The organism is Kitasatospora sp. MAA19, assembly GCF_029894125.1.
Lineage (GTDB): Bacteria > Actinomycetota > Actinomycetes > Streptomycetales > Streptomycetaceae > Kitasatospora.
Genome location: NZ_JARXYZ010000004.1, coordinates 435,772 through 455,432, shown reverse-complemented (window position 1 = coordinate 455,432; position 19,661 = coordinate 435,772). Strand labels below are relative to the sequence as shown.

18 protein-coding genes and 1 pseudogene are annotated in these 19,661 nt (G+C 70.7%); 11 read left to right on the top strand and 8 right to left on the bottom strand.

Translation table 11 applies throughout. The annotated features are described in order from the left end of the window. Nucleotides 1-214: 214 nt before the first annotated feature. The gene (locus tag P3T27_RS09965) at nt 215-1,255 is read right to left on the bottom strand and encodes an ABC transporter permease (protein ID WP_280676527.1); all 1,041 of its coding nucleotides are present in this window, start codon (nt 1,253-1,255) and stop codon (nt 215-217) included. A gap of 419 nt (nt 1,256-1,674) precedes the next feature. Here P3T27_RS09965 and P3T27_RS09960 point away from each other — a divergent pair. The 3 genes and pseudogenes from P3T27_RS09960 to P3T27_RS09950 form a co-directional block, all read left to right on the top strand. Then, nucleotides 1,675-1,884, top strand: a pseudogene (locus P3T27_RS09960) (DUF255 domain-containing protein); the annotation flags it as partial. 366 nt (nt 1,885-2,250) lie between these two features. Continuing rightward, nucleotides 2,251-2,427, top strand: a complete 177-nt coding sequence (locus P3T27_RS09955) for a hypothetical protein (protein WP_280676525.1) — start codon at nt 2,251-2,253, stop codon at nt 2,425-2,427. Continuing rightward, nucleotides 2,428-2,796, top strand: coding sequence for a Uma2 family endonuclease (locus P3T27_RS09950; RefSeq protein WP_280676645.1), 369 nt, complete (start codon nt 2,428-2,430; stop codon nt 2,794-2,796). Nucleotides 2,797-2,877: 81 nt separating this feature from the next. Here the strand turns inward: P3T27_RS09950 and P3T27_RS09945 are convergent, their stop codons facing one another. Genes P3T27_RS09945 through P3T27_RS09930 form a run of 4 tightly spaced genes read right to left on the bottom strand, consistent with a single transcriptional unit; the run spans nt 2,878 to nt 7,300 of the window. Next, on the bottom strand, nt 2,878-3,417 hold the full coding sequence (locus tag P3T27_RS09945; RefSeq protein ID WP_280676643.1) for a hypothetical protein: 540 nt from the start codon (nt 3,415-3,417) through the stop codon (nt 2,878-2,880). A gap of 20 nt (nt 3,418-3,437) precedes the next feature. Next, nucleotides 3,438-5,396, bottom strand: coding sequence for a hypothetical protein (locus P3T27_RS09940; RefSeq protein ID WP_280676523.1), 1,959 nt, complete (start codon nt 5,394-5,396; stop codon nt 3,438-3,440). Continuing rightward, entirely contained in the window at nt 5,393-6,556 is a 1,164-nt protein-coding gene (locus tag P3T27_RS09935; protein ID WP_280676521.1) for a 5'-methylthioadenosine/S-adenosylhomocysteine nucleosidase, read from the bottom strand. Before P3T27_RS09935 ends, P3T27_RS09940 begins: the two co-directional genes overlap by 4 nt. Beyond that, entirely contained in the window at nt 6,557-7,300 is a 744-nt protein-coding gene (locus tag P3T27_RS09930; RefSeq protein ID WP_280676519.1) for an NUDIX domain-containing protein, read from the bottom strand. 184 nt (nt 7,301-7,484) lie between these two features. Here P3T27_RS09930 and P3T27_RS09925 point away from each other — a divergent pair, with 184 nt between their 5' ends. Beyond that, the gene (locus P3T27_RS09925; RefSeq protein WP_280676517.1) at nt 7,485-9,533 is read left to right on the top strand and encodes a thioredoxin domain-containing protein; all 2,049 of its coding nucleotides are present in this window, start codon (nt 7,485-7,487) and stop codon (nt 9,531-9,533) included. Between the two features lie 105 nt (nt 9,534-9,638). Further along, nucleotides 9,639-10,511, top strand: a complete 873-nt coding sequence (locus tag P3T27_RS09920; RefSeq protein WP_280676515.1) for a GNAT family N-acetyltransferase — start codon at nt 9,639-9,641, stop codon at nt 10,509-10,511. 7 nt (nt 10,512-10,518) lie between these two features. On the opposite strand, the gene P3T27_RS09915 is transcribed toward P3T27_RS09920, so the two are convergent. Beyond that, nucleotides 10,519-10,875: a hypothetical protein gene (locus tag P3T27_RS09915; protein ID WP_280676513.1), complete on the bottom strand. Its 357-nt coding sequence runs from the start codon at nt 10,873-10,875 to the stop codon at nt 10,519-10,521. Between the two features lie 91 nt (nt 10,876-10,966). Between P3T27_RS09915 and P3T27_RS09910 the strand changes: the two genes are divergently transcribed. Then, complete coding sequence (locus tag P3T27_RS09910) at nt 10,967-12,646, top strand: alpha/beta hydrolase (RefSeq protein ID WP_280676511.1); 1,680 nt, start codon at nt 10,967-10,969, stop codon at nt 12,644-12,646. Between the two features lie 38 nt (nt 12,647-12,684). Continuing rightward, nucleotides 12,685-13,263, top strand: coding sequence for a hypothetical protein (locus tag P3T27_RS09905; RefSeq protein ID WP_280676509.1), 579 nt, complete (start codon nt 12,685-12,687; stop codon nt 13,261-13,263). 6 nt (nt 13,264-13,269) lie between these two features. On the opposite strand, the gene P3T27_RS09900 is transcribed toward P3T27_RS09905, so the two are convergent. Next, complete coding sequence (locus P3T27_RS09900; RefSeq protein ID WP_280676641.1) at nt 13,270-14,202, bottom strand: hypothetical protein; 933 nt, start codon at nt 14,200-14,202, stop codon at nt 13,270-13,272. 265 nt (nt 14,203-14,467) lie between these two features. Between P3T27_RS09900 and P3T27_RS09895 the strand changes: the two genes are divergently transcribed. The 3 genes from P3T27_RS09895 to P3T27_RS09885 all read left to right on the top strand — a co-directional run bounded on the left by P3T27_RS09895 (nt 14,468) and on the right by P3T27_RS09885 (nt 16,859). Then, nucleotides 14,468-15,166 (top strand): papain-like cysteine protease family protein, encoded by a 699-nt coding sequence (locus tag P3T27_RS09895; RefSeq protein WP_280676507.1) that lies wholly within the window; start codon nt 14,468-14,470, stop codon nt 15,164-15,166. 9 nt (nt 15,167-15,175) lie between these two features. Continuing rightward, the gene (locus P3T27_RS09890) at nt 15,176-16,024 is read left to right on the top strand and encodes a hypothetical protein (protein WP_280676505.1); all 849 of its coding nucleotides are present in this window, start codon (nt 15,176-15,178) and stop codon (nt 16,022-16,024) included. A 352-nt stretch (nt 16,025-16,376) separates the two neighbouring features. Further along, nucleotides 16,377-16,859 carry a hypothetical protein gene (locus tag P3T27_RS09885; RefSeq protein ID WP_280676503.1) on the top strand — a complete coding sequence of 161 codons (483 nt, stop codon included), beginning with the start codon at nt 16,377-16,379 and terminating at the stop codon, nt 16,857-16,859. On the opposite strand, the gene P3T27_RS09880 is transcribed toward P3T27_RS09885, so the two are convergent. Further along, on the bottom strand, nt 16,830-17,519 hold the full coding sequence (locus tag P3T27_RS09880; RefSeq protein WP_280676501.1) for a hemolysin III family protein: 690 nt from the start codon (nt 17,517-17,519) through the stop codon (nt 16,830-16,832). The genes P3T27_RS09885 and P3T27_RS09880 overlap by 30 nt on opposite strands. Nucleotides 17,520-17,795: 276 nt before the next feature. Here P3T27_RS09880 and P3T27_RS09875 point away from each other — a divergent pair, with 276 nt between their 5' ends. Then, nucleotides 17,796-19,622: a phosphoenolpyruvate carboxykinase (GTP) gene (locus P3T27_RS09875; RefSeq protein WP_280676499.1), complete on the top strand. Its 1,827-nt coding sequence runs from the start codon at nt 17,796-17,798 to the stop codon at nt 19,620-19,622. Nucleotides 19,623-19,661 lie beyond the last annotated feature (39 nt).

The window sequence follows — 19,661 nt, the reverse complement described above, 5'->3', positions numbered from 1 at the left end:
CCGTCCATCTGACCGCGTGCACCACGACTTCCGACCGCGTCGGCGACGTCGGGGACAACGCGCGCGATGTCCCCGAGGGAGGCGCTCTAGATCGGGAACCTGGGCTCGCCAGGGTGGTTGGGAAGGCGGTGGACTCGATTCACCAGCCCGTAGGGGCTGACGAGTTCGTCAAGCTTCAGCAGCCCACCGAGTAAGGTGGGCGACGGTATCACGGTCATCTTTCTTCCCCCTGGTCCCAGCTGAAGAGTCGAGCAGCGAGTAGTGCGAGGAGAACGGCCGAACCCGCCAGTACCAGCCAGTCCACGGCGAGGCCGTGCAGTGACGGTGCGCCCGTGAAGGCGTGGCTCAGTGCGTCCACCAGGTAGGTCGTCGGAAACGCCTGGGACACCGCGCGCAGCGGGCCGGGCATCAGTTCCATCGGCAGGAACAGTCCGCTGAACAGCATGGTCACCGGCATCAGCACGGCCAGCAGACCGTTGGCCACCTCCGCGTTGCGCATCCTGGCGGCGACCAGATAGCCAAAACCGAACAACATCAGCGCACCCAGCAGCCCGCTGACCAGCACGGGAAGCGCGTCTCCCGGCGCGAGGAACCCGCAGATCGCCGCGATTGTCCCCACCACCACGACCTGGGCCATGACCAACCCCAGGCGAACCGGCGCCTGGGCCAGGATGAAGGTTCGTCGCTTCAGCGGCGTGGTGCCGAGCATCCGCAGGGTTCCGCGTTGGCGGAGGCCGATCAGCGGCGTGGCTGTGCCGAAGAAAGCGGCTGACATCAGTGCGATGAACAGAACGGTGGGCAGGGACGCCTTCACCGGGTCGAACGGCACTCCGCCGTCCGGCGTGCGGAAGACCGAGTGAGCTGACGCGCCGGTGCCCTTGTCGAGTGCATCGCGCATCCCGCGCACCACTCCGAACTTCCCGGCGTCGACCGTGACAACCGGTCGGCCCTCCTCGGGCTGGACGACCGCGTCGTAGCCGCCGAGCGCACGGGGCTGGCCCGGCAGCGCCTGGTCGAGCTCCTTCACGGTGAGGCCCTTGACGTGGTTGAGCCGGTCGACCACTTGATGCTGCCCCGGCCCCGGAGCCACCGCGACGTGGTACGAACCGCCGCTCATGACGAATCCCATTCCGAGGAACAATGCCATGAAGAACAGTGGGAAACCGAGGACAAAGAATGCGGTTTTCCCGTCGCGGAAAAGCTCCCTGTAATTCGTCCTCACCAAATGGGAGAACGTCGATTTACGAGGATGCATCCGCTCCGCCTGTGTGATCGCTGCCGGTTTCCTTGGAAGCCGAGGCAACCAGATTCCTGAATACCTCGTCCAGTCCCCCGTGTGCAACAGAAAGGTCGATCGCATTCAGTTCGGGAGTGGAGGCGACGTGCCTGAGAACGACATCGCTCTGTCTGGTGCTCACCTGCACCGCGAGGCGCCCGCCGCGGGATTCCGTCTGCACGGTGGTGACCCCCGGAAGCGTACGGACGGCAGCCAGCGAGGTGGGCGAGTCGGTGGTGAAGGAGATCGTGCTGAGGCCGCCGAGCTCGCGGACGAGTTCCGCAGGGTGCCCGAGGCGACCACCTTGCCTGCGACCAGCACAGCTACCCGGTCACAGAGCTGGGCGGCTTCGTTCATGTCGTGGGTCGTCAGCAGGACGGACCCGCCGGCTCGCCGGTGTGTCCGGATCACGTCCCACAGAAGCTCACGCGCCTGCGGGTCGAGGCCCGCGGCGGGCTCGTCTCGCGAACGCGACGTCGCCCTACCTGCTCCAGCACGCCTCCAATCCGGTGGATTGGTGGCCATGGGGAGAGGAGGCGATCAATGAAGCCAAGCGGCGGGACGTACCCATCCTTCTCTCGGTCGGGTACGCAGCCTCCCACTGGTGCCAGTAGATGTGCACAACCCGGTAGATCTGAACTGGGATTGTTTCGGGGAGCAGCGCTATGCATGCGCATGGCGAGCGGCTGGGACAGGACACAGACGCCGGGTTGAAGCCAAGTTGGCCGCCTCGCCCGAGTGGGTGCCCGAGCAGTACGCCACACTCCGTCGGTACCGGGTGGGAGGCGGTCTCGTCTCCGCCGGCCGGCGCTGCTGAACAAGGGTACGAGGCGGCCATCGTGAACCCCTGGTGGTACCCGTGCGAGTGGGGCACCTGGCGGTGTGGACGGCACCGTCCCAGCTGACGCTCTTCGTGACCGCCCTGTGCGGGCCAGGGCGCCATATAGCTGAGGGGCGACGGGAAGGAGCTGTTCATGAGCGTCGACGCGGTCATGCGCACCGAGTTCCCCACGGGGTACGTGGTCTTCTTCGGAGCCGACGGGAAGGTGATCATGACTCCGAAGAGCGAGGAGCACTCCAGCACCATCAGGTCGATGCAGATCGACTCCTTGGCCCTCGGTCGACATGCGAAGGTCATCTCCGACGTGTAAATCGACTTCCCGGCGGACGAGAACTCGGCCCCCGATCTCGCCATCATGCGGGAGGACGCGCAACGGCAGGGCAAGCGCTACGGCTTCGAGGACGTGCTGCTGATCGCCGAGGTGGTGTCGGTCTCCTCCGCGCGCAAGGACTACGACGACTGCACCGCGAAGTACGGCCGTTACGGCATCCCGGTCTACGTGGTGGTGGACCCGTACGCCGCAGAGGTGGTCGTCTACACCCAGCCCACCAGCTCCGGTTACATAGCGGCGCACACCCACAAGTACGGCTCGGGCAAGCTGCCCATCGAGCTGGCCGACGGGCGGACCTACACCCTCGACCTGGACGAACTGCCCCGGCCCGAGCCGGACGCCTGCTGACTGTATAGCGGAGCACGGCCCGCGCCTCCGCGCACCGGAGGCGTCGTACGCGTGTGTGGAGCGGGTCCGGCGGGGCTGGTGCTACCGCTCCGCGCGGCGCAGGAACTGCCAGCCCAGTACGGCCAGGGCGAGCGTCTGCACGAGAGATGTGAGCACGAGCAGGGGCTGAACGGTGGGAGAGCACCAGAACGCGGTCGTGCAGACCATGGGCAGGACCAGGTACGTGAACAGGTCCACCGCGGTCTGAAGCCGCTTGCGCATGGTGCGGCCCGCAACGTTGCGGTGGTAGACCTCCCAGCCGAACATCGTGCCGTGGCCGGAGGCGAGTTCCCCCAGGCGCGGTCCCAGTTGGTCGCGGACGTAGCAGCCGATCGCCGAGATCTTCTCGTCGTTGACCAGGTAGGTCCAGCCCAGGATCAGACAGATCGCGGGGACGAAGAGCAGCAGTCGGGACTGTCCGCTCTGGACGGTGACCGCCACGACCGCAGTGGCCGCGGCGAGCGTGAAGTAGAGCAGGTTGTCGCGGAACCCTATGCGGGTCTTCTGCTCCTCCTTGAGGCAGTCGTACTCGGCCAGCAGGATTTTGCTCTCGGTGACATCGTCCGTGGAGGTCACAGGCATTCCCATGCTCGAGTTCAGGATCAGCCGGCGATCTGAAATGGCGTCATGTTGTTGGGGCTGTGCCGTTCGATCCAGCCCTTCCCGTCCGCCGCTATCCCCTCCAGGAGGCGGAAGGTGTGGGTGGAGCCGGTCGCGCTGAGGTTGATCTCGGAGATCTCCTGGGAGTTCTCGTCCGGCGCCAGTTGATGGGCGTCGGCGTCCTTGATGCGGATCTTCCTGGCAGGTCCGTTAGTGAGGACGAGCTCCAGGTCGTAGCCGACGTCGACGTTCTCCGTCACCTGCACGGAGGACAGCGCGTCGAACCGGTAGTTGCTCCGCTGTTCGTTCCTGCGCGTTGCGTCGGAGAAGTTGAACTCGGAGCTGATCTCGCGGATGCCGTCCTGGGTGAACAGGAACAGGCGGAAGACGTAGTGCGAGTACCGCCACGGGCCGCCCCTGACCCGACCTCGTTTGTAGGAAGGGGCTGGGGCCACCAGGATGGTGTGGGTGATCAGGTCGCGCCAGGTGAGCCGGTGGTGCCGGAGCGCTTCATCGACGAACGAAGTCTTGTCGCAGGTGAGCCAGGTCTCCATTTCCAGCTCGCTGGGGCGCGTGGCGTCCAGGAACGACTGCCAGCGCTGGTGGGCGATCTGTCGCGCGGTCAGTTGTTCCTGGTACTCCTGGGTCTCGCGGATCAGTCGGTACTCTTCGCGCCTGACCTCCAACCACCGGGAAGCGGCCGCGTGCCCGGACCAGGCCGCACCGAGCGCGGCCAGAAACACCCACAGCGGCCGAGGTTGGGCGGCACCCGAGACCGCCGTGCCGAACGCGGCCAGGGCCGCGGCGCCGAGAACGGCGAGGGCCGCTACGGTCAGGGCCTTCGTCCTGCCCGGGGTCTGCTCCTGGCGGTGCTGGAACAGGGTGCCGTCGTTGTGGCGGTTCCGGGCGTCCTCGGCGAGGTACCGGATCAGCCAGTTGACCCGCTCCACACCGATCCGGCTCTCCCGGTAGAGGTCCGCGATCTCTGCCGCGAGGCTGCCGCGGACCTGAGCGGTGTGGGCGAGCCAGGCGTCCGGGGTGAACCCGTAGGGCGTGCGAACGCCGAAGTAGTGATCGAACGAATGGCGGACGCCCTTGGTGAACCCGCCCTCGGCGGAGGCGGGATCGCGCGGGTGCGGGACGCGGGGCCCGGATGCGGGGCCCGGCCGGGATTCCCGGCCCCACCGGAGACCGCAACGGGCCGCGGTCAGGCCCGCGCCGAGCGCCACCAGCAACTCGACGACCGCCTGGGTCGGATCAGCGATCAGCGCCAGGGTCCAGAGGAGCACACTGCTGACGACGAACAGGACCGCCCGGACCGGGAGGGCCGCCTGCGCGGCGGCAGCGGTGCTCGGGCGGGGCGGAACGGCCCGCGCCCCGATGGGGGTGGGCGCGAAGTAGGCCCAGACCCGCCGGGCCCGCTCGTTGCCGAAGCGCTCCGCCCCGGCACGTTCGCGGGTCTCCGCCCACAGGTCGTCCTTCAGACCTCCGGTGAGGATGAGGTCGAGGTGGCGGAGGATCGCGTCGTGCTGGCGGAGCGGCAGGTCCTGCAGCTGCTTCAGCACGGGGCCGGTTTCGCCGTTGGCGGTGCTGAGTACCGCCAGCAGGTCGAAAGTGACGCGCAGGGCTTCCTTCCACTCGTCCTCGGCGTAGGTCTGCACGAGCCCGGAGGTGTAGCGCAGCCGCTGGACCTCTTCGGTGCTGAGGTCGTGGTGGGTGCGTGCGCTGAGCATGGCGAGCACCCAGTGGAAACGCACCTCCGCACCGTCGTACCCGTGGACGATCGCATCAGTGATCATTTCGCGGGCGCGGCTGGGGACGCCGTCCCGCAGGAGTTGCACGCCTACCCGGTACTTCTCCTGCGGCGAGGCGTCCGGGTGGACGAGGTAGATGGTGGAGTCGTGCACGGTCTCGGCCTGGATCCCGATGGTGGAGTTGTGCGCGGCGTTGCTGTGGCTCATGCCAGGTCACCGGCCGCGGCGACGACGGGAGCCAGTGCGGCCACCAGCGCGGGGCACTCCGCGACCAGTCCGCGCAGCCTCCTGAGCGTCATGACCGTCCGCTTCCACGAATCAGGGGTGTTCCTCCCGGCCGACCGGAGGGCGGAGTCCAGATCGGTCAGGGCCTCTCGGTAGGTGTCCTCGTCGAGGGCGCCTTCGACGTGGTGCCGCCCCAAGTGCTCGCGGAAACCGTTCAGTTCCGAGATCAGGTCCGTCGGCCCGGATGCCTTCGGAGCCGTGTGCAGGTGGACGCTGCTGCCCGTGACCGAGCCGGCCATGACGCCGACGGTGCTGTTGTGCGCGGTGTTGCTGACGTGTCGGTCGAGCCGGTCGGTCGAGCGGACCCTGTCGTCCCGGGGCATCGCGGTCTCCTCCTGTTCTCCCAGCAGTTCCACCGCCAAGCGGGTGGCGAAGGCCGCCGCGTTCGCCGCGGCCTTCGGCTGCCAGTTGCGGTCCTCCGCGCTGTTCTTCGTGCCGTCTGCCCGGTCGCTGATCCCCCGGACGATGGCCACCGGCGCCCCGTTGAGATGGCCGGCCTGTGCCACACCGGCCGCCTCCATCTCGATGGCGAGTGCGTCGTTGTAGTGCTGCCGGATCCACTTCGCCTCGGCCGAGATCCTCGAGTTCTGGACGATCTCGCCGGCGGCGATCGCCCCGAAGCGCACCTGCGGCGCGTCCTCGTGACCAGGTGCGGGGTCCGCCCAGTCGTTCAGGCGGGCCAGGTGGGAGGCGAGCTGGCTGATGCCGTGCGGTGCTTCCCACACCCGAGGGCGGGCTTTGAGCCCGTCGTCCTCGCTGGTTCCGCCGTGGTAGGCGTACACGTGTGACGCCATCACCACGTCGCCCAGCCTGGTGGTGTCCCACAGGGCGCCGGCGACCCCGACGAACAGCACGGCCATCGGCGAGAACTCCTGAATCGCGCGTTCGGCGATCACCGCGGCGGAATGGTTCCCCTTGCTCGTCAGGCCGAGCGCGACGTTGCACGACGTGCCCCGCACGGTTCCCACTTCGAACCGGGTACCACGCTCATGGCGGTGCACCAGCGGATCGGCCAGCCTCTGGCGCACGGCCTGGTACTCAAGATTGAGGGCGGTGAGAATCACCACCGAGCCATTCGACATCTACTCCTCTTCCCCTCTCGTGTTCTCTTCCGTCGCGGATGGCGCGGGGCGGATCAGCGGTGGGAACAGCACGGTTTTCGGACCGGCCCGGTACAGCCGTGCGGGCCGTCCTCCCGTGGTCCTGCGGTCCGTGCCGGCGGGGATGATGAATCCCTTCGCGGCTTGGACCTTCCGGTAGAAATTGCGGGTGTCGAGTTCGGTGCCCCAGACGGCCTCGTACACCTGTTGCAGCTCCGCGATGGTGAAGCTCTCCTCGCAGAAGGCCGTGGCCAGCGCCGAGAACTCGAGCTTGGTGCGCGCGTGTTCGATCCCGTCCGTAGCGATTCGGCGGTGGTCGAAGGCGAGCTCCACCTCGCCGGACAGGACAGCTTGTGCGGGAACCCACGCGGCGTCGGTGGCATCCGTCCCCGCGACCGGGTCGGGCAGCCCCGGTGCGATCGCCAGGTGGGCCACGGAGACGACTCGGCCCCGCGGATCGCGGCCCGAGTCCCCGTACACGGCCAGCTGTTCAAGGTGCACCCAGCCGGCGGCCAGGGCCGTTTCCTCGCTCAGTTCGCGGTGAGCGGCATCCAGAATCTCCTCACCATCGTGGTTCAGGAATCCTCCGGGCAGGGCGGCCATGCCCCGGAAGGGATCTCCGCCCCGCTCCACCAGGAGGACGTGCAGGCGGCTCTCCCGCAGCGTCAGGATCACGAGATCGACCGTCAGCAGTACAGGGGGTGGTGACCACACGTCATCTTGCATGTCCTGCAAGATACTTCAGTTATTGTCACTTGCACAAGAAGGGGGGTGGTGGGGATTGCTGTGCCGCTCGACCCCGCAGCCGCGGCGCGTGCGGCGGGACCGCACGGATCGACCGGCTGGCACCGACCCCACCGGTCCGTTCCGGTTTCGGGGTTCCCGCGGCCGGTGCTGCGATACTGCCCACATGGTGAACCGCCTGGCCGATGCCACGTCCCCGTACCTGCTGCAGCACGCCGACAACCCGGTCGACTGGTGGCCGTGGGGTCCGGAGGCGTTCGAGGAGGCGAGGCGGCGCGGGGTGCCGGTGCTGCTGAGTGTCGGGTACGCAGCCTGCCACTGGTGCCACGTGATGGCGCACGAGAGCTTCGAGGACGCCGGGCTCGCCGGATACCTGAACGAGCGGTTCGTCGCCGTGAAGGTGGACCGGGAGGAGCGGCCGGACGTCGACGCCGTCTACATGGAGGCGGTGCAGGCCGCGACCGGCCAGGGCGGGTGGCCGATGACGGTGTTCCTCACGCCCGACAAGGAGCCGTTCTACTTCGGCACCTACTTCCCGCCGCAGCCCCGGCACGGCATGCCGTCCTTCCGGCAGGTCCTGGAAGGCGTCGACGCGGCCTGGCGGGAGCGGCGCCAGGAGGTCGCGGAGGTCGCCGGGCGGATCCGGGCCGACCTCGCCGAGCGCGCCGCCGTCTACTCCGCCGGCGCCCACCACCCGCCCGCCGACGCGGATCTGCACCAGGCACTGGTCGCCCTCAGTCGGGAGTTCGACCAGGCCCGCGGCGGCTTCGGCGGCGCGCCCAAGTTCCCGCCGGCCATGGTCGTCGAGTTCCTGCTGCGCCACCACGCCCGCACCGGCTCCGAGGCGGCGCTGGAGATGGCCGTCCGCACCGGCGAGGCGATGGCCCGCGGCGGCATCCACGACCAGCTCGGCGGCGGCTTCGCCCGGTACGCGGTCGATGCCGACTGGGTGGTGCCGCACTTCGAGAAGATGCTGTACGACAACGCCCTGCTGCTGCGTGCCTACCTGCACCTGTGGCGCGCGACCGGCTCCCCGCTGGCACGCCGGGTGGCGCTGACCACCGCGGACTTCCTGCTGCGCGAACTGCGCACTCCCGAAGGCGCGTTCGCGTCCGCCCTGGACGCCGACAGCCTCGACGAGGAGACCGGGCAGTCCACCGAGGGCGCCTACTACGTCTGGGAGCCCGGCCAGTTGGTCGACCTGCTCGGGCCGGCCGACGCGGCCACCGCCGCCCGGCTGTTCACGGTCACCGCCGACGGCACCTTCGAACACGGCACCTCCGTCCTCCAACTCCTCGCCAACCCCGAGGACTTCGCCGAGTACGAGGCCATCCGCGCCCGACTGTTCGAGGCCCGCGCCCAGCGGCCCGCCCCGGCCCGTGACGACAAGGTCGTCGCCGCGTGGAACGGCCTGGCCATCGCCGCCCTCGCCGAGACCGGCGCCCTGCTGGAGCGCCCAGACCTCGTCGAGGCCGCCGAACGCGCCGCCGACCTGCTGCTCGCCGTCCACCTCACCCCCGACGGCCGGCTGCTGCGCACCTCCCGCGACGGCCGGGCCGGCACCAACGCGGGCGTCCTGGAGGACTACGCCGACACCGCCGAAGGCTTCCTCGCCCTGTACGCCGTCACCGGCGAGGCCGCCTGGCTGCAACTGGCCGGCGGGCTCCTCGGCACCGTGCTCAAGCACTTCACCGACGAGGCCTCCGGCGCGCTCTACGACACCGCCGACGACGCCGAGGAACTCATCCGGCGCCCCCAGGACCCCACCGACAACGCCACCCCCTCCGGCTGGACGGCCGCCGCCGGCGCCCTGCTCACGTACGCCGCCTACACCGGCTCGGACCGGCACCGGACGGCCGCCGAGCGTGCCCTCGGCATCGTCGGCGCGCTCGCGTCGCGGGCCCCCCGGTTCATCGGCTGGGGCCTCGCCGTAGCCGAGGCGCTGCTCGACGGGCCGCGCGAGGTCGCCGTCGTCGGCCCGGCGGACGACCCGGCCACCGCCGCGCTGCGCCGGGCCGCGCTGCTCGGCACCGCGCCGGGCGCGGTCCTCGCCGTCGGCTCGCCGGCGGATGGGGACGGCGAGGTGCCGCTGCTGGCCGACCGGCCGCTGGTCGGCGGAGCGCCCGCCGCGTACGTCTGCCGGCACTTCGCCTGCGACGCGCCGACCACCGACCCGGCGGTGCTGGGGGAGCGGCTGGGTGTCGCGGTCGAGTAGGGCCGGCGTGTCGGGCAGGGCCGACCCGGCGGGTAGGGCTGGCCGGTCGGGCGGGGCCGGTCCTAAATCGCTGGTGGTGGGGGTCGGCCGGGGCGAGAATGGGCCATGACCTGGACGTTCACCACCTCCCTCGACGACTTCCGCGCCCACGCGGGCGACTTCCTCGCCACCCACCCGGTCCAGAACACGGTGCTGCTCACCGTCGTGCACCGGCTGGCCGAACGTGGCCCGGACGTGTTCGGGGAGCGGCCGCCGGTCTTCGGCTGGTGGCGCGGCCCGGCGGGAGGTTCGGCGGGAGGTCCGGTCGAGGGCGCCTTCCTGCGGACGCCGCCGTTCGGCCCCCGCCTCTCCGTCATGCCGACGGCCGCTGCCGCCGAGCTGGCGATCGAACTGGCCGCCGCCGGAGCCGAGTTCACCGAGGTGTCCGGAGTCGGCGGGGGCGCGGACGCGGTCCGGGCCTTCGGCGCGGCCTGGACCGCCGCCACCGGCGCCGGCCAGTCCGTCCGTTTCAGCGAACGGCTGTACCGGCTCGACGAGTTGACCGACCCGCCGCGCCCCCCGGCCGGCCGCCACCGGTCCGCTGCGCCGGACGACCGCGACCTGGCGATCCGCTGGTACGAGGAGTTCCTGGTCGAAGCCGGTGTCGATCTGCCCAACATCCCCCAGGCCGTCGACGACCGCATCGCCTCCGGCCATCTCCACCTCTGGGAGAACCGGGGCCGCCCGGTCGCACTCGCCGGCAGCAGCCCGGTGATCGCCGGGATGTCCCGCATCGGCCCCGTCTACACCCCCGCCGATCAGCGCGGACGAGGCTACGCCAGCGCCGTCACCGCCGCCGCCTCCGCCCACGCCCTCGCCGAGGGCGCCACCGAGGTGCTCCTCTACACCGACCTCGCCAACCCGACCAGCAACTCCATCTACCAGCAGATCGGCTACCGGCCGGTCGAGGACTGCCTGATCCTGGACTTCCAGGCGTGACGCATCCTCACGCGTGGTCGACCGGGTGCCCGCCGACGACCTTGGTGTTGAAGGGGTCGGCGGCGGCGGTACCCGTGGGCCTCGGCAGGTGGTCGGCGTTCCGGTAGGTCTGTGCGCAGGTGAGGAGGTTCCCACCGGCCGACTTCATCTCGTTCGCGAGGTCGTCCAGCAGCTTCTTCCAGGCCGCACCGCACCCCTGCAACGCCGGACCGCTCTGCCAACCCGCCAGCCCCCCGGCCGCCTTGGCAGTCGGATCCGCCAACTTCGCCGTCTCGTCCGGGACTTTCCCGGCCACCGTCAGCGCATTGGTGCCCGCAGCCGTCAACTCGCCCGGCTTGACGGTGAATCCTGGGTCGCTCGCCATCGTGTCCCCCCGGACTGTCGGTGTCGGCCGTGGGAGTTATGGTAGCCCTAAGTGCATTGGGGAGTGCCTGAGGGTGACGGGGGATGAGGGGATGGACCTCGCAAGCCTGAAGAACGCCAGACCGGCGGACCTGTACGTGGTGGCGGACGCGTACGACGCGCTGGGCAAGGCGTACGGGCAGCACGCCACCGACTGGAAGGGCGGCACCGCGGACCGCGTCCACGGGTCCGGGTGGAGCGGACCGGCGGCGGCCGCCGCGATCCCGGTGCTGGACGGCGTCACCGGCAAACTGGGTGCGGCGGCGACCGAACTGCACTGCATCGCCGCGGAGTTACGGGACTGCGCAGACTCCCTCACGCTCGCCCAGGGCAAGCTCCGCCAGGCGCTCGCCGACGCGCAGGCGAAGGGCATGTCGGTCGGCGACGACGGGGCGGTGAGCTGGCCCCCGGCGAGCAGCCCCTTCCAGAGCACCGACTGGGAGGCCAAGCAGAAGGCGGCGGCCGAGGACATCGGCAAGCGGATCGGCGCGGCGCTGGCCGAGGCCGCCCGGGTCGACCAGGGGCTGGCCGGCGAGCTCAGGAAGTACACCAGCCACGCCACTGACAAGTCCGGCCTGGACGCCAGGACCGCGAGCGCGGACGTCTACCTGCTGCAGTTCGGCGAGGCGGCCAACCCCAGCTGGCAGCTGAACATGCCGGGCAAGGACGCCACCCCGACGGACGTCAACTCCTGGTGGAAGGGGCTCGGACCGGACGGGCAGCAGTGGTTCCTCAGCCACCACCCGGAGGTGCTCGGCAACCTCGACGGGGTACCGGCTCAGGTGCGGGACCAGGTGAACCGGGCGCATCTGGAGGCTCTGATGAAACCCGTCCGGGACAAGAGGGAGGCGGGCCTGCCGCTGGACGCCAGCGAAAAGGCCGATCTCGCCCGCTACGGGCCCATCGCCGAACGCCTCGCAGTGAGCAAAGGCGATCCGCCGGTCTATCTGCTCGGTCTCGGCAGCGAGGGCCAGGGACGGGCCATCCTCTCTTACGGGAACCCGGATACCGCCACCGACATCTCCGCCTACGTGCCGGGGATCACCACCACGACCGAAAGCCTGGGAATGGGGGGCAACGTCCACGACGGCACCAACGAGGCGGAGAACGCGTTGAGCCTCTACCGCAGCGCGAGCCGGAAGGCACCGGCCGGCCACTCGGTCGCCTCGGTCGTCTGGCTCGGCTACGACCCGCCGGGGGCCGACCTCGGGGCCGCGTCGACGAAGGCGGGCAAGGACGGCGCCCCGGCGTACGCGAAGTTCCTGAGCGGAGTACGGGCGAGCCACGAGGGCGCCCAGCCACCGCACATCACCGCGATCGGGCACAGCTACGGCTCCTATCTGGTGGGCCAAGCCACCAAGCTCGCCACCCAGCCCGGGTCGCACGACGCGCCCCCGGACGACGTGGTCTTCCTCGGCAGCCCCGGCGTCGGGGTGGACAAGGCCTCCGACCTCAAGCTGCCGTCCGGCCACGTCTGGGTCGGCGCGGCCGACAACGACGTGGTGACGCACGTTCCGTCGAAGTTCAGCATCGACCCGGACGAACGCTGGTACGGGCGGGACCCGGCGAGCAAGCACTTCGGCGCGAACCGCTTCACCGTCGACGACTGGAGCAGGGGCAATCCCGTCGACGCGCACACCAAGTACCTGACGGGTCGCGGCGGGCCCTCGCTGGACAACATCGCGGCCATCGTCACCGGCAGCGGCGACGTCAAGCCGGCGGGCGGGCGATGAAGCGGCCACGCAGGGCGCTGGGTTGTTCCGTGGTGGCGGTGGCAGTACTGGCCACTGGGGCGGGCTTGTTCTACACCGGCTACGGGCCGATGGCCCTGAAGGATCGGGACACTGCCCAGTTGAGCCCGCGCGAGGCGAAGGGGCAGCTTGACGACACCCTGCGGGCGGCGATGGGCGCGATATCCCCGCCGGTGGCCTATCTCGGCGGCGTCTACGTCGTGGACCGCTATCCGGAGCATGCGGACGGTGAGCCGAGCCTGCTGTCCCGTGCCATGGCCTCGGTCACGCTTCGCACGAAGGTCGCCCCCGGGAGGATTCCGGTGTTGCTGGACCAGATGACGCAGCTCTGGGGTGAGAGGTGCCGGCGTGAGGAGAACGTCGTCGGATACGAGGCGAAGCACTACACCGACCTGATGTGCCCCGGCCGCGGTGAAACACAGTTCACGCTCTCGACGGTCGGTTCCGAGACCTCGCCGTTCGTCGAGGTGCGCTTGACCGCACAGGTGTTCACGGTCCGCTACCAGCCCGAGAAGGGCTACGGCCCCGCCCCGGTCGGCGGGCGGCTGACCGGGCACGAAGCCGGGCCCGACCTCGACGACCCGTACTGGTCGCACTGACCGCCGTCACTCCCAGTCCCAGCGGATCCCCAGCAGGCAGGGCCGCAGGGCCGTCGCGACGAGGTGGACGCAGTGGTGGCCGTCGAGGGTCAGCTCCTCGGTCTCGTAGGGGGCTTCGCCGGGGGAGTGGAGGGCGAAGCGGTGGCAGCGGACGGGGAGGGCGGCGGGGTGGAAGGTGATCTGGAGGACGTACTGGCCGGCGCCGGAGTTGAAGCCGCGGACGTATTCGCAGCTGGGGTCGGGCGAGGGGGCGTCGTCGAAGCCGTAGCCGAGCAGGTGGGTGTCGCCGGCGCGTAGGCGGCGGTCGAGGAGGAGTTCGGCGACGAGCAGGTGGTGGGCCTGGTCGCGGCGGATGCGGCCGGGGCGGCAGTTCTCCTCGGCGCGGACGCCGACGCGGGTGATGTCGCTGCCGGGGTCGCCCTGGTAGAGGGCGAGGTAGCGGTCGATGCCGTCGCGGTGGGCGCGCAGGGCGTGTTGGGAGTCGCGGCGGGCGAGTTGGCGGTCGGGGCCGATGCGGACGCGTTCGATGTGGGTGATGGTGTGCAGGCCGGTGTCGCGGGGGCCGGCGATGGTGGCGAGCAGGTCGTCGACGGCGGTGGCGGGGGAGATGAGGTCGCGGTAGGGGCGTACGGGCGGGGCGGCGGGGGTGGTGTCGGCGGCGCGGCGGGGGCCGAGCAGCCGGGTGAGGGAGTGTTCGGGGAGGTCGAGGACGTCTTCGAGGGCGGCGACGGCGCGTAGCGATTCGGGGCGTTCGGGGCGGCGGCGGCCCTGCTGCCAGTAGCTGAGGCTGGTGAGGCCGACGTGGACGCCGCGCAGCGCGAGGTGGCGGCGGATGCGGTGGAGGGCGAGGCCGCGGGTGGCGATGGCGGTGCGCAGGGCGAGGTGGAAGGGGCCGGTGCGCAGGGCGGCGGCGAGGTCGGCCTGGTCGGTGCGGTGGATGACGGCCTCCTGGGGGACGGGTGCGGGCAGACCGTGTTTGACCGTGAATATTCACATCCGGGCGGCCGTTTGTCATCCGGGTCGGCGTGCCGCGAGGGGGTTTCCCGGGTGGCGTTCACAGCGGGGGACGGCCGTTCACATCCGAACCGGGGCGTTCCGAAGGCCGTTGACCCGCCTCTGTCAACGGCGCGATGCTCATGGCGCGATCCGGACCGCGCCCCCCACACAGCACCCCGCTCCGCTTGCGCAAGGAGGCACCTCCCCCATGCCAGTTCCACGGATACGGCTGCGTCGCGCGGTCTCACTGCTCGCCCTCGGCGTGCTGGGCCCGGCGCTGACCGCCGCGGTGGCCGCTCCCGCGGTGGCCGCCCCCACCCAGGACGCTCCCGCGGTCGCCGCCCCCACCCAGGACGCCGTCCAGGCTCGCAGCTCGGCGCAGGTCCGCCAGGCCGCGGCGCCCGGCAGTACGGCCGATCTGGCCGGCACCTTCAAGAAGCTCAACATCACCATGCAGCAGCAACAGCAGACCAACTGGTGCTGGGCGGCGAGCGGGAACACCATCGCCACCTGGTTCGGCTACAACTACAGCCAGAACCAGTTCTGCAACGCCGCGTTCGGCCGCTCGGTCAACTCCAGCTGCCCCAACAGCCAGGCCTCGCTGGCCGATGTGCAGAACGGGCTGAACTGGGTCGGCATCAACCCGGGTTCGTACGTCACCGGGTACCTGCGCTACAACACGGTGCAGACCGAGGTGGACGCGAACCGGCCGATCGAGACCCGGATCCAGTGGAGCTCCGGCGGCGGGCACATGCACGTCGTCTACGGCTACGACACCGGCGACAACTGGGTGTACTGGGGCGACCCGTGGCCGTCCAACTACCGCTACAACTGGGCGGACTACGGGTACTACGTGAACAACGACACGTTCTCGTGGACCCACTCCCTGTACCGGATCGGCGCGTGAGGGGCGACCATGACTGACTTCGGAAAGGCCCGTCGGGCCGCCGTCACCGCCCTGCTCGCCGCCGGCCTCGGGCTGGCGCTCGCCCCGGCCGCGCACGCGGACGGGCAGGCCGGTGCCCCGGTGCCGGTGCCCGCCGCGGACCTGGCCGAGGCCCGCGGCGTGGTCCAGGACCAGGCCGTCCTCGACAAGGTGGGCCACTTCTTCGCCCGCAAGGGCGTCCCGCCGACCCAGCAGCTGACCATCGGCGCGGCCGAGGAGGCGCAGGCGGCGAGCGCGGCCGCGCCGCGACTGGCCGGGGACACCGTGCCGGTGTACACCCTGGACACGGGCTTCGTGGCCGGCACCCCGGGCGCGCCGGTGGCGAAGGCCGAGTTCACCGCGAGCAAGGTGGTCGCGGCGGACGGGCAGGCGGTCTCGGTGTGGACGGTCCGGCAGGGCGACACCTGGCGGGTGGTCAACATCGCCTCCGGAGGCGACGAGAGCGACTACGCGGCGAAGGCCGCCGGCAGCGGGGGCGGGACCGCGTTCCGCGAGCCGCAGGTGAACGCCTGGTACGTGCTGCGCGACGGCCGGGTGCTGCCGCTGGACGACGAGGCCCGGCGCTCGGTGGGCGCGGGCGGGGTGTCGCTGGCCGCGTACCAGAAGCTGGTGCACCAGCGGTACGGGGACAAGCTGCCCGGCTCGGCGTACGACCGGGAGGGCAAGGGCGGCGGCTACCGGTTGGCGGCCGACCCGGAGCCGGCGGCGGGCGGCGGTTCGGTGCTGCCGGCCGTGACGGCGGCCGCGGCCCTGGGCGCCACCGCGCTCGTGGGCGCGGGTGCGGTCCTGCGGCGGAGGGCGGGCGCCCGACGGGGGTAGGGCCCCTCGGGCGCGCCACGCGCGGGACGCGGCGGGGCCCGGCCAACACGGCCGGGCCCCGCCGTCGTGCGTACGGACCCCTGCTTCCCCGGGAACGCCCCGGGTTCACCCCCCGGTGGTCACCGCACCGCGGTCGCGCGACCGCGCTCCGTGGCGTGTCCTGGAAGTGCTGCTTCCGCACATGGAATTGACGCAACGTTGATCTGTCGTTCGCCGCCTGGGGCAGCCCCGAGTGACGGACGGTAGATACCATGTGGCAATCGGTCAGTGCTGGCCGACGCGTGCCGAGAGCGGAGAAGGGGTGGGGCGGCAGGAGCCGACCACGAGCCCGGCGCCGGGAAAGGGGAGTCGAATGGCCGACAGGGAGTCGAGTGCCCAGGTGTGGGGCGCGGCAGTGGTGGTGGCGTCCGCGCTCGCCGTGGTCGCGGCCTACCTGATCAACGGGGCGATGCTGGTCCTGGCCGTCGCCGGGGTCGAGGTGCTGCTGCTCATGGTCTACGTCGGCCGGCGCTGGCGGATGCTTCATCAGCCGCCCGCTCCGCGCGGGCACCGGCCGTCGGCCACGACCCCGGACGCCGCGCACTGCGAGCGCTGCCGCCGGGCCCGCGAGGCGCTGGACGCCCGGCAGGCGGGCGGCCGCGCCGCCCGTCCGGGGGTGGAGCCGGAGCCGTGGCCGGAGGCCGGCGTGGCGGACCGCCCGTCGCGCCGCCCGCAGGGCCGGGCGCCGCACGAGCGCCCCTGGACAGCGGAACGGGCGGTCGCCCGGTCCGTGGACCGCGCGACCGCCCGCCGTGGCGCGCCGGGTTCAGCCGACCGCGCTGTACGCCACCAGTGAGACCCCGACGTACTGCACGATGAACGCCCCCAGGGTGAAGGCGTGGAACACCTCGTGGAAGCCGAACCAGCGCGGTGACGGATTGGGCCGCTTGAGCCCGTAGACCACGCCGCCGATGCTGTAGAGCACCCCGCCGACGATCATCAGCACCAGGACGGCGACGCCGCCGGTGCGCAGGAAGTCCGGCAGGAAGAAGGCGGCGGCCCAGCCGAGCGCGAGGTACACCGGTGTGTACAGCCAGCGCGGCGCGCCGACCCAGAACACCCGGAACGCGATCCCGGCCAGCGCGCCGCCCCAGACCGCCCAGAGCAGCACCTGCTGGGCGGCGCCCTGCAGGAGCAGGATCGTGAACGGCGTGTAGGTGCCCGCGATGATCAGGAAGATGTTCGCGTGGTCCAGCCGGCGCAGCACGGCGTCCCCGCGTGGGCCCCAGTCGAAGCGGTGGTAGACCGCACTGACCCCGAACAGCAGCCAGGCGCTGATCGAGTAGATCGCGCAGGCGATCTTGGCGGGGGTGGAGTCGGCCAGGCAGATCAGCACGATCCCGGCGGCGACGGTGGCGGGGAACATCCCGGCGTGCAGCCAGCCGCGCCACTTCGGCTTGCGCTCCGCGCTCTCGATCTCCGTGCTCTCGACGAGCTCAGCAGTCATGCGCAGCATGCTACCCGCTACCTACGGCGCCGTAGGTTACTGGGGCGTAGGGAAGTGGTGATCATCACTCTTGGACGTTTTGGAGTATTCGAGGTGGGCGCGGGGGCGTCCCGGCCGGGATGTGGACGACCTATTACCAGTCAGTAACCATACTTACTGTAGTAAAAGATGGGTCAATTTCGACGCTGCGCCGCAGTTTGGCGTTGAGGCCGGAGCTACGCTGCAAGCACCCTCAGACCCCCGCTACGCCACCTCCTCGCCGAGATGGCGTGAAACGGAGCGATCGTGTCGTACGAGATCTCTGCTCTCAGCGCATCCGCGCCCACCCGCCACCAGCGTCTGCTGGCCTGGGTGAACGAGATCGCCGAGCTCACCCAGCCGGACCGCGTCGAGTGGTGCGACGGTTCCGACGAGGAGTACCAGCGCCTCGCGGACCTGCTGGTGGCTCAGGGCACCTTCAAGAAGCTGAACGAGGAGAAGCGCCCCAACTCCTACTACGCCGCCTCGGACCCCACGGACGTGGCGCGCGTGGAGGACCGCACCTACATCTGCTCCGAGCAGGAGAAGGACGCCGGCCCGACCAACAACTGGAAGGCCCCCGCCGAGATGCGGGAGGTCTTCCAGGGCGAGAAGGGACTGTTCCGCGGCGCGATGAAGGGCCGCACGATGTACGTCGTGCCCTTCTCGATGGGCCCGGTCGGCTCCCCGCTGGCCGCGTACGGCGTCGAGATCACCGACTCCGCCTACGTCGCCGTGTCGATGCGCGTGATGACCCGGATGGGCAAGGCGGTGCTGGACCAGCTCGGCGAGGACGGCGACTTCGTCCGCGCCGTGCACACCGTCGGCGCCCCGCTGGCCGAGGGCCAGGCGGACGTGCCGTGGCCGTGCAACAGCACCAAGTACATCTCGCACTTCCCGGAGACCCGGGAGATCTGGTCCTTCGGCTCCGGCTACGGCGGCAACGCCCTGCTCGGCAAGAAGTGCTACGCGCTGCGCATCGCCTCGACCATGGCCCGCGACGAGGGCTGGCTGGCCGAGCACATGCTGATCCTCAAGCTCACCCCGCCGTCCGGTGAGGTCAAGTACGTGGCCGCCGCCTTCCCGTCGGCCTGCGGCAAGACCAACCTGGCCATGCTCCAGCCGACCGTCCCGGGCTGGAAGGTCGAGACGATCGGCGACGACATCGCCTGGATGCGCTTCGGCGCCGACGGCCAGCTGTACGCCATCAACCCGGAGGCCGGCTTCTTCGGCGTCGCCCCCGGCACCGGCATGGACACCAACGCCAACGCCATCGACACCCTGTGGGGCAACACGGTCTTCACCAACGTCGCCCTGACCGACGACGGCGACGTGTGGTGGGAGGGCCTGACCGAGGAGCCCCCGGCGCACCTCACCGACTGGCGCGGCAACGACTGGACCCCCGAGTCCGGCACCCCGGCCGCCCACCCGAACGCCCGCTTCGCCGTCCCGGCCGCGCAGTGCCCGACCATCGCCCCCGAGTGGGAGGACCAGGCGGGCGTGCCGATCTCGGCGATCCTGTTCGGCGGCCGCCGCGCCACCGCCGTCCCGCTGGTGACCGAGTCCTTCACCTGGCAGCACGGCGTCTTCCTCGGCGCCAACATCGCCTCCGAGAAGACCGCCGCCGCCGAGGGCACCGTCGGCGAGCTGCGCCGCGACCCGTTCGCGATGCTGCCGTTCTGCGGCTACAACATGGGCGACTACTTCGCCCACTGGCTGAAGGTCGGCGCCCAGGCGGACGCCGCGAAGCTGCCGAAGATCTACTACGTCAACTGGTTCCGCAAGAACGCCGAGGGCAAGTTCGTCTGGCCCGGCTACGGCGAGAACAGCCGCGTGCTCAAGTGGATCGTCGAGCGCCTGGAGGGTACCGGCGAGGGCGTCGAGACCCCGATCGGCGTGCTGCCGACCGTCGAGGGCTTCGACCTCGGCGACCTGAAGCTGACGAAGGAAGACCTCGACCTGCTCTTCACCGTGGACGCCGACATCTGGCGCCAGGAGGCCGCGCTGGTGCCGGCCCACCTGGAGCTGTTCGGCGACCACACCCCGAAGGAGCTGTGGGACGAGTACCGGGACCTGGTCGCGCGTCTCGGCTGAGCCTGAGCCTCAGGCGAGCGAGAGGCCGGCGCGCGGCAC

Coding starts and splice junctions, on each gene's coding strand:
- P3T27_RS09965 (WP_280676527.1), bottom strand. CDS start 1,255: ATGCATCCTCGTAAATCGACGTTCTCCCATTTGGTGAGGACGAATTAC.
- P3T27_RS09955 (WP_280676525.1), top strand. CDS start 2,251: ATGAGCGTCGACGCGGTCATGCGCACCGAGTTCCCCACGGGGTACGTG.
- P3T27_RS09945 (WP_280676643.1), bottom strand. CDS start 3,417: ATGCCTGTGACCTCCACGGACGATGTCACCGAGAGCAAAATCCTGCTG.
- P3T27_RS09940 (WP_280676523.1), bottom strand. CDS start 5,396: ATGAGCCACAGCAACGCCGCGCACAACTCCACCATCGGGATCCAGGCC.
- P3T27_RS09935 (WP_280676521.1), bottom strand. CDS start 6,556: ATGTCGAATGGCTCGGTGGTGATTCTCACCGCCCTCAATCTTGAGTAC.
- P3T27_RS09930 (WP_280676519.1), bottom strand. CDS start 7,300: ATGCAAGATGACGTGTGGTCACCACCCCCTGTACTGCTGACGGTCGAT.
- P3T27_RS09925 (WP_280676517.1), top strand. CDS start 7,485: ATGGTGAACCGCCTGGCCGATGCCACGTCCCCGTACCTGCTGCAGCAC.
- P3T27_RS09920 (WP_280676515.1), top strand. CDS start 9,639: ATGACCTGGACGTTCACCACCTCCCTCGACGACTTCCGCGCCCACGCG.
- P3T27_RS09915 (WP_280676513.1), bottom strand. CDS start 10,875: ATGGCGAGCGACCCAGGATTCACCGTCAAGCCGGGCGAGTTGACGGCT.
- P3T27_RS09910 (WP_280676511.1), top strand. CDS start 10,967: ATGGACCTCGCAAGCCTGAAGAACGCCAGACCGGCGGACCTGTACGTG.
- P3T27_RS09895 (WP_280676507.1), top strand. CDS start 14,468: ATGCCAGTTCCACGGATACGGCTGCGTCGCGCGGTCTCACTGCTCGCC.
- P3T27_RS09890 (WP_280676505.1), top strand. CDS start 15,176: ATGACTGACTTCGGAAAGGCCCGTCGGGCCGCCGTCACCGCCCTGCTC.
- P3T27_RS09885 (WP_280676503.1), top strand. CDS start 16,377: ATGGCCGACAGGGAGTCGAGTGCCCAGGTGTGGGGCGCGGCAGTGGTG.
- P3T27_RS09880 (WP_280676501.1), bottom strand. CDS start 17,519: ATGCTGCGCATGACTGCTGAGCTCGTCGAGAGCACGGAGATCGAGAGC.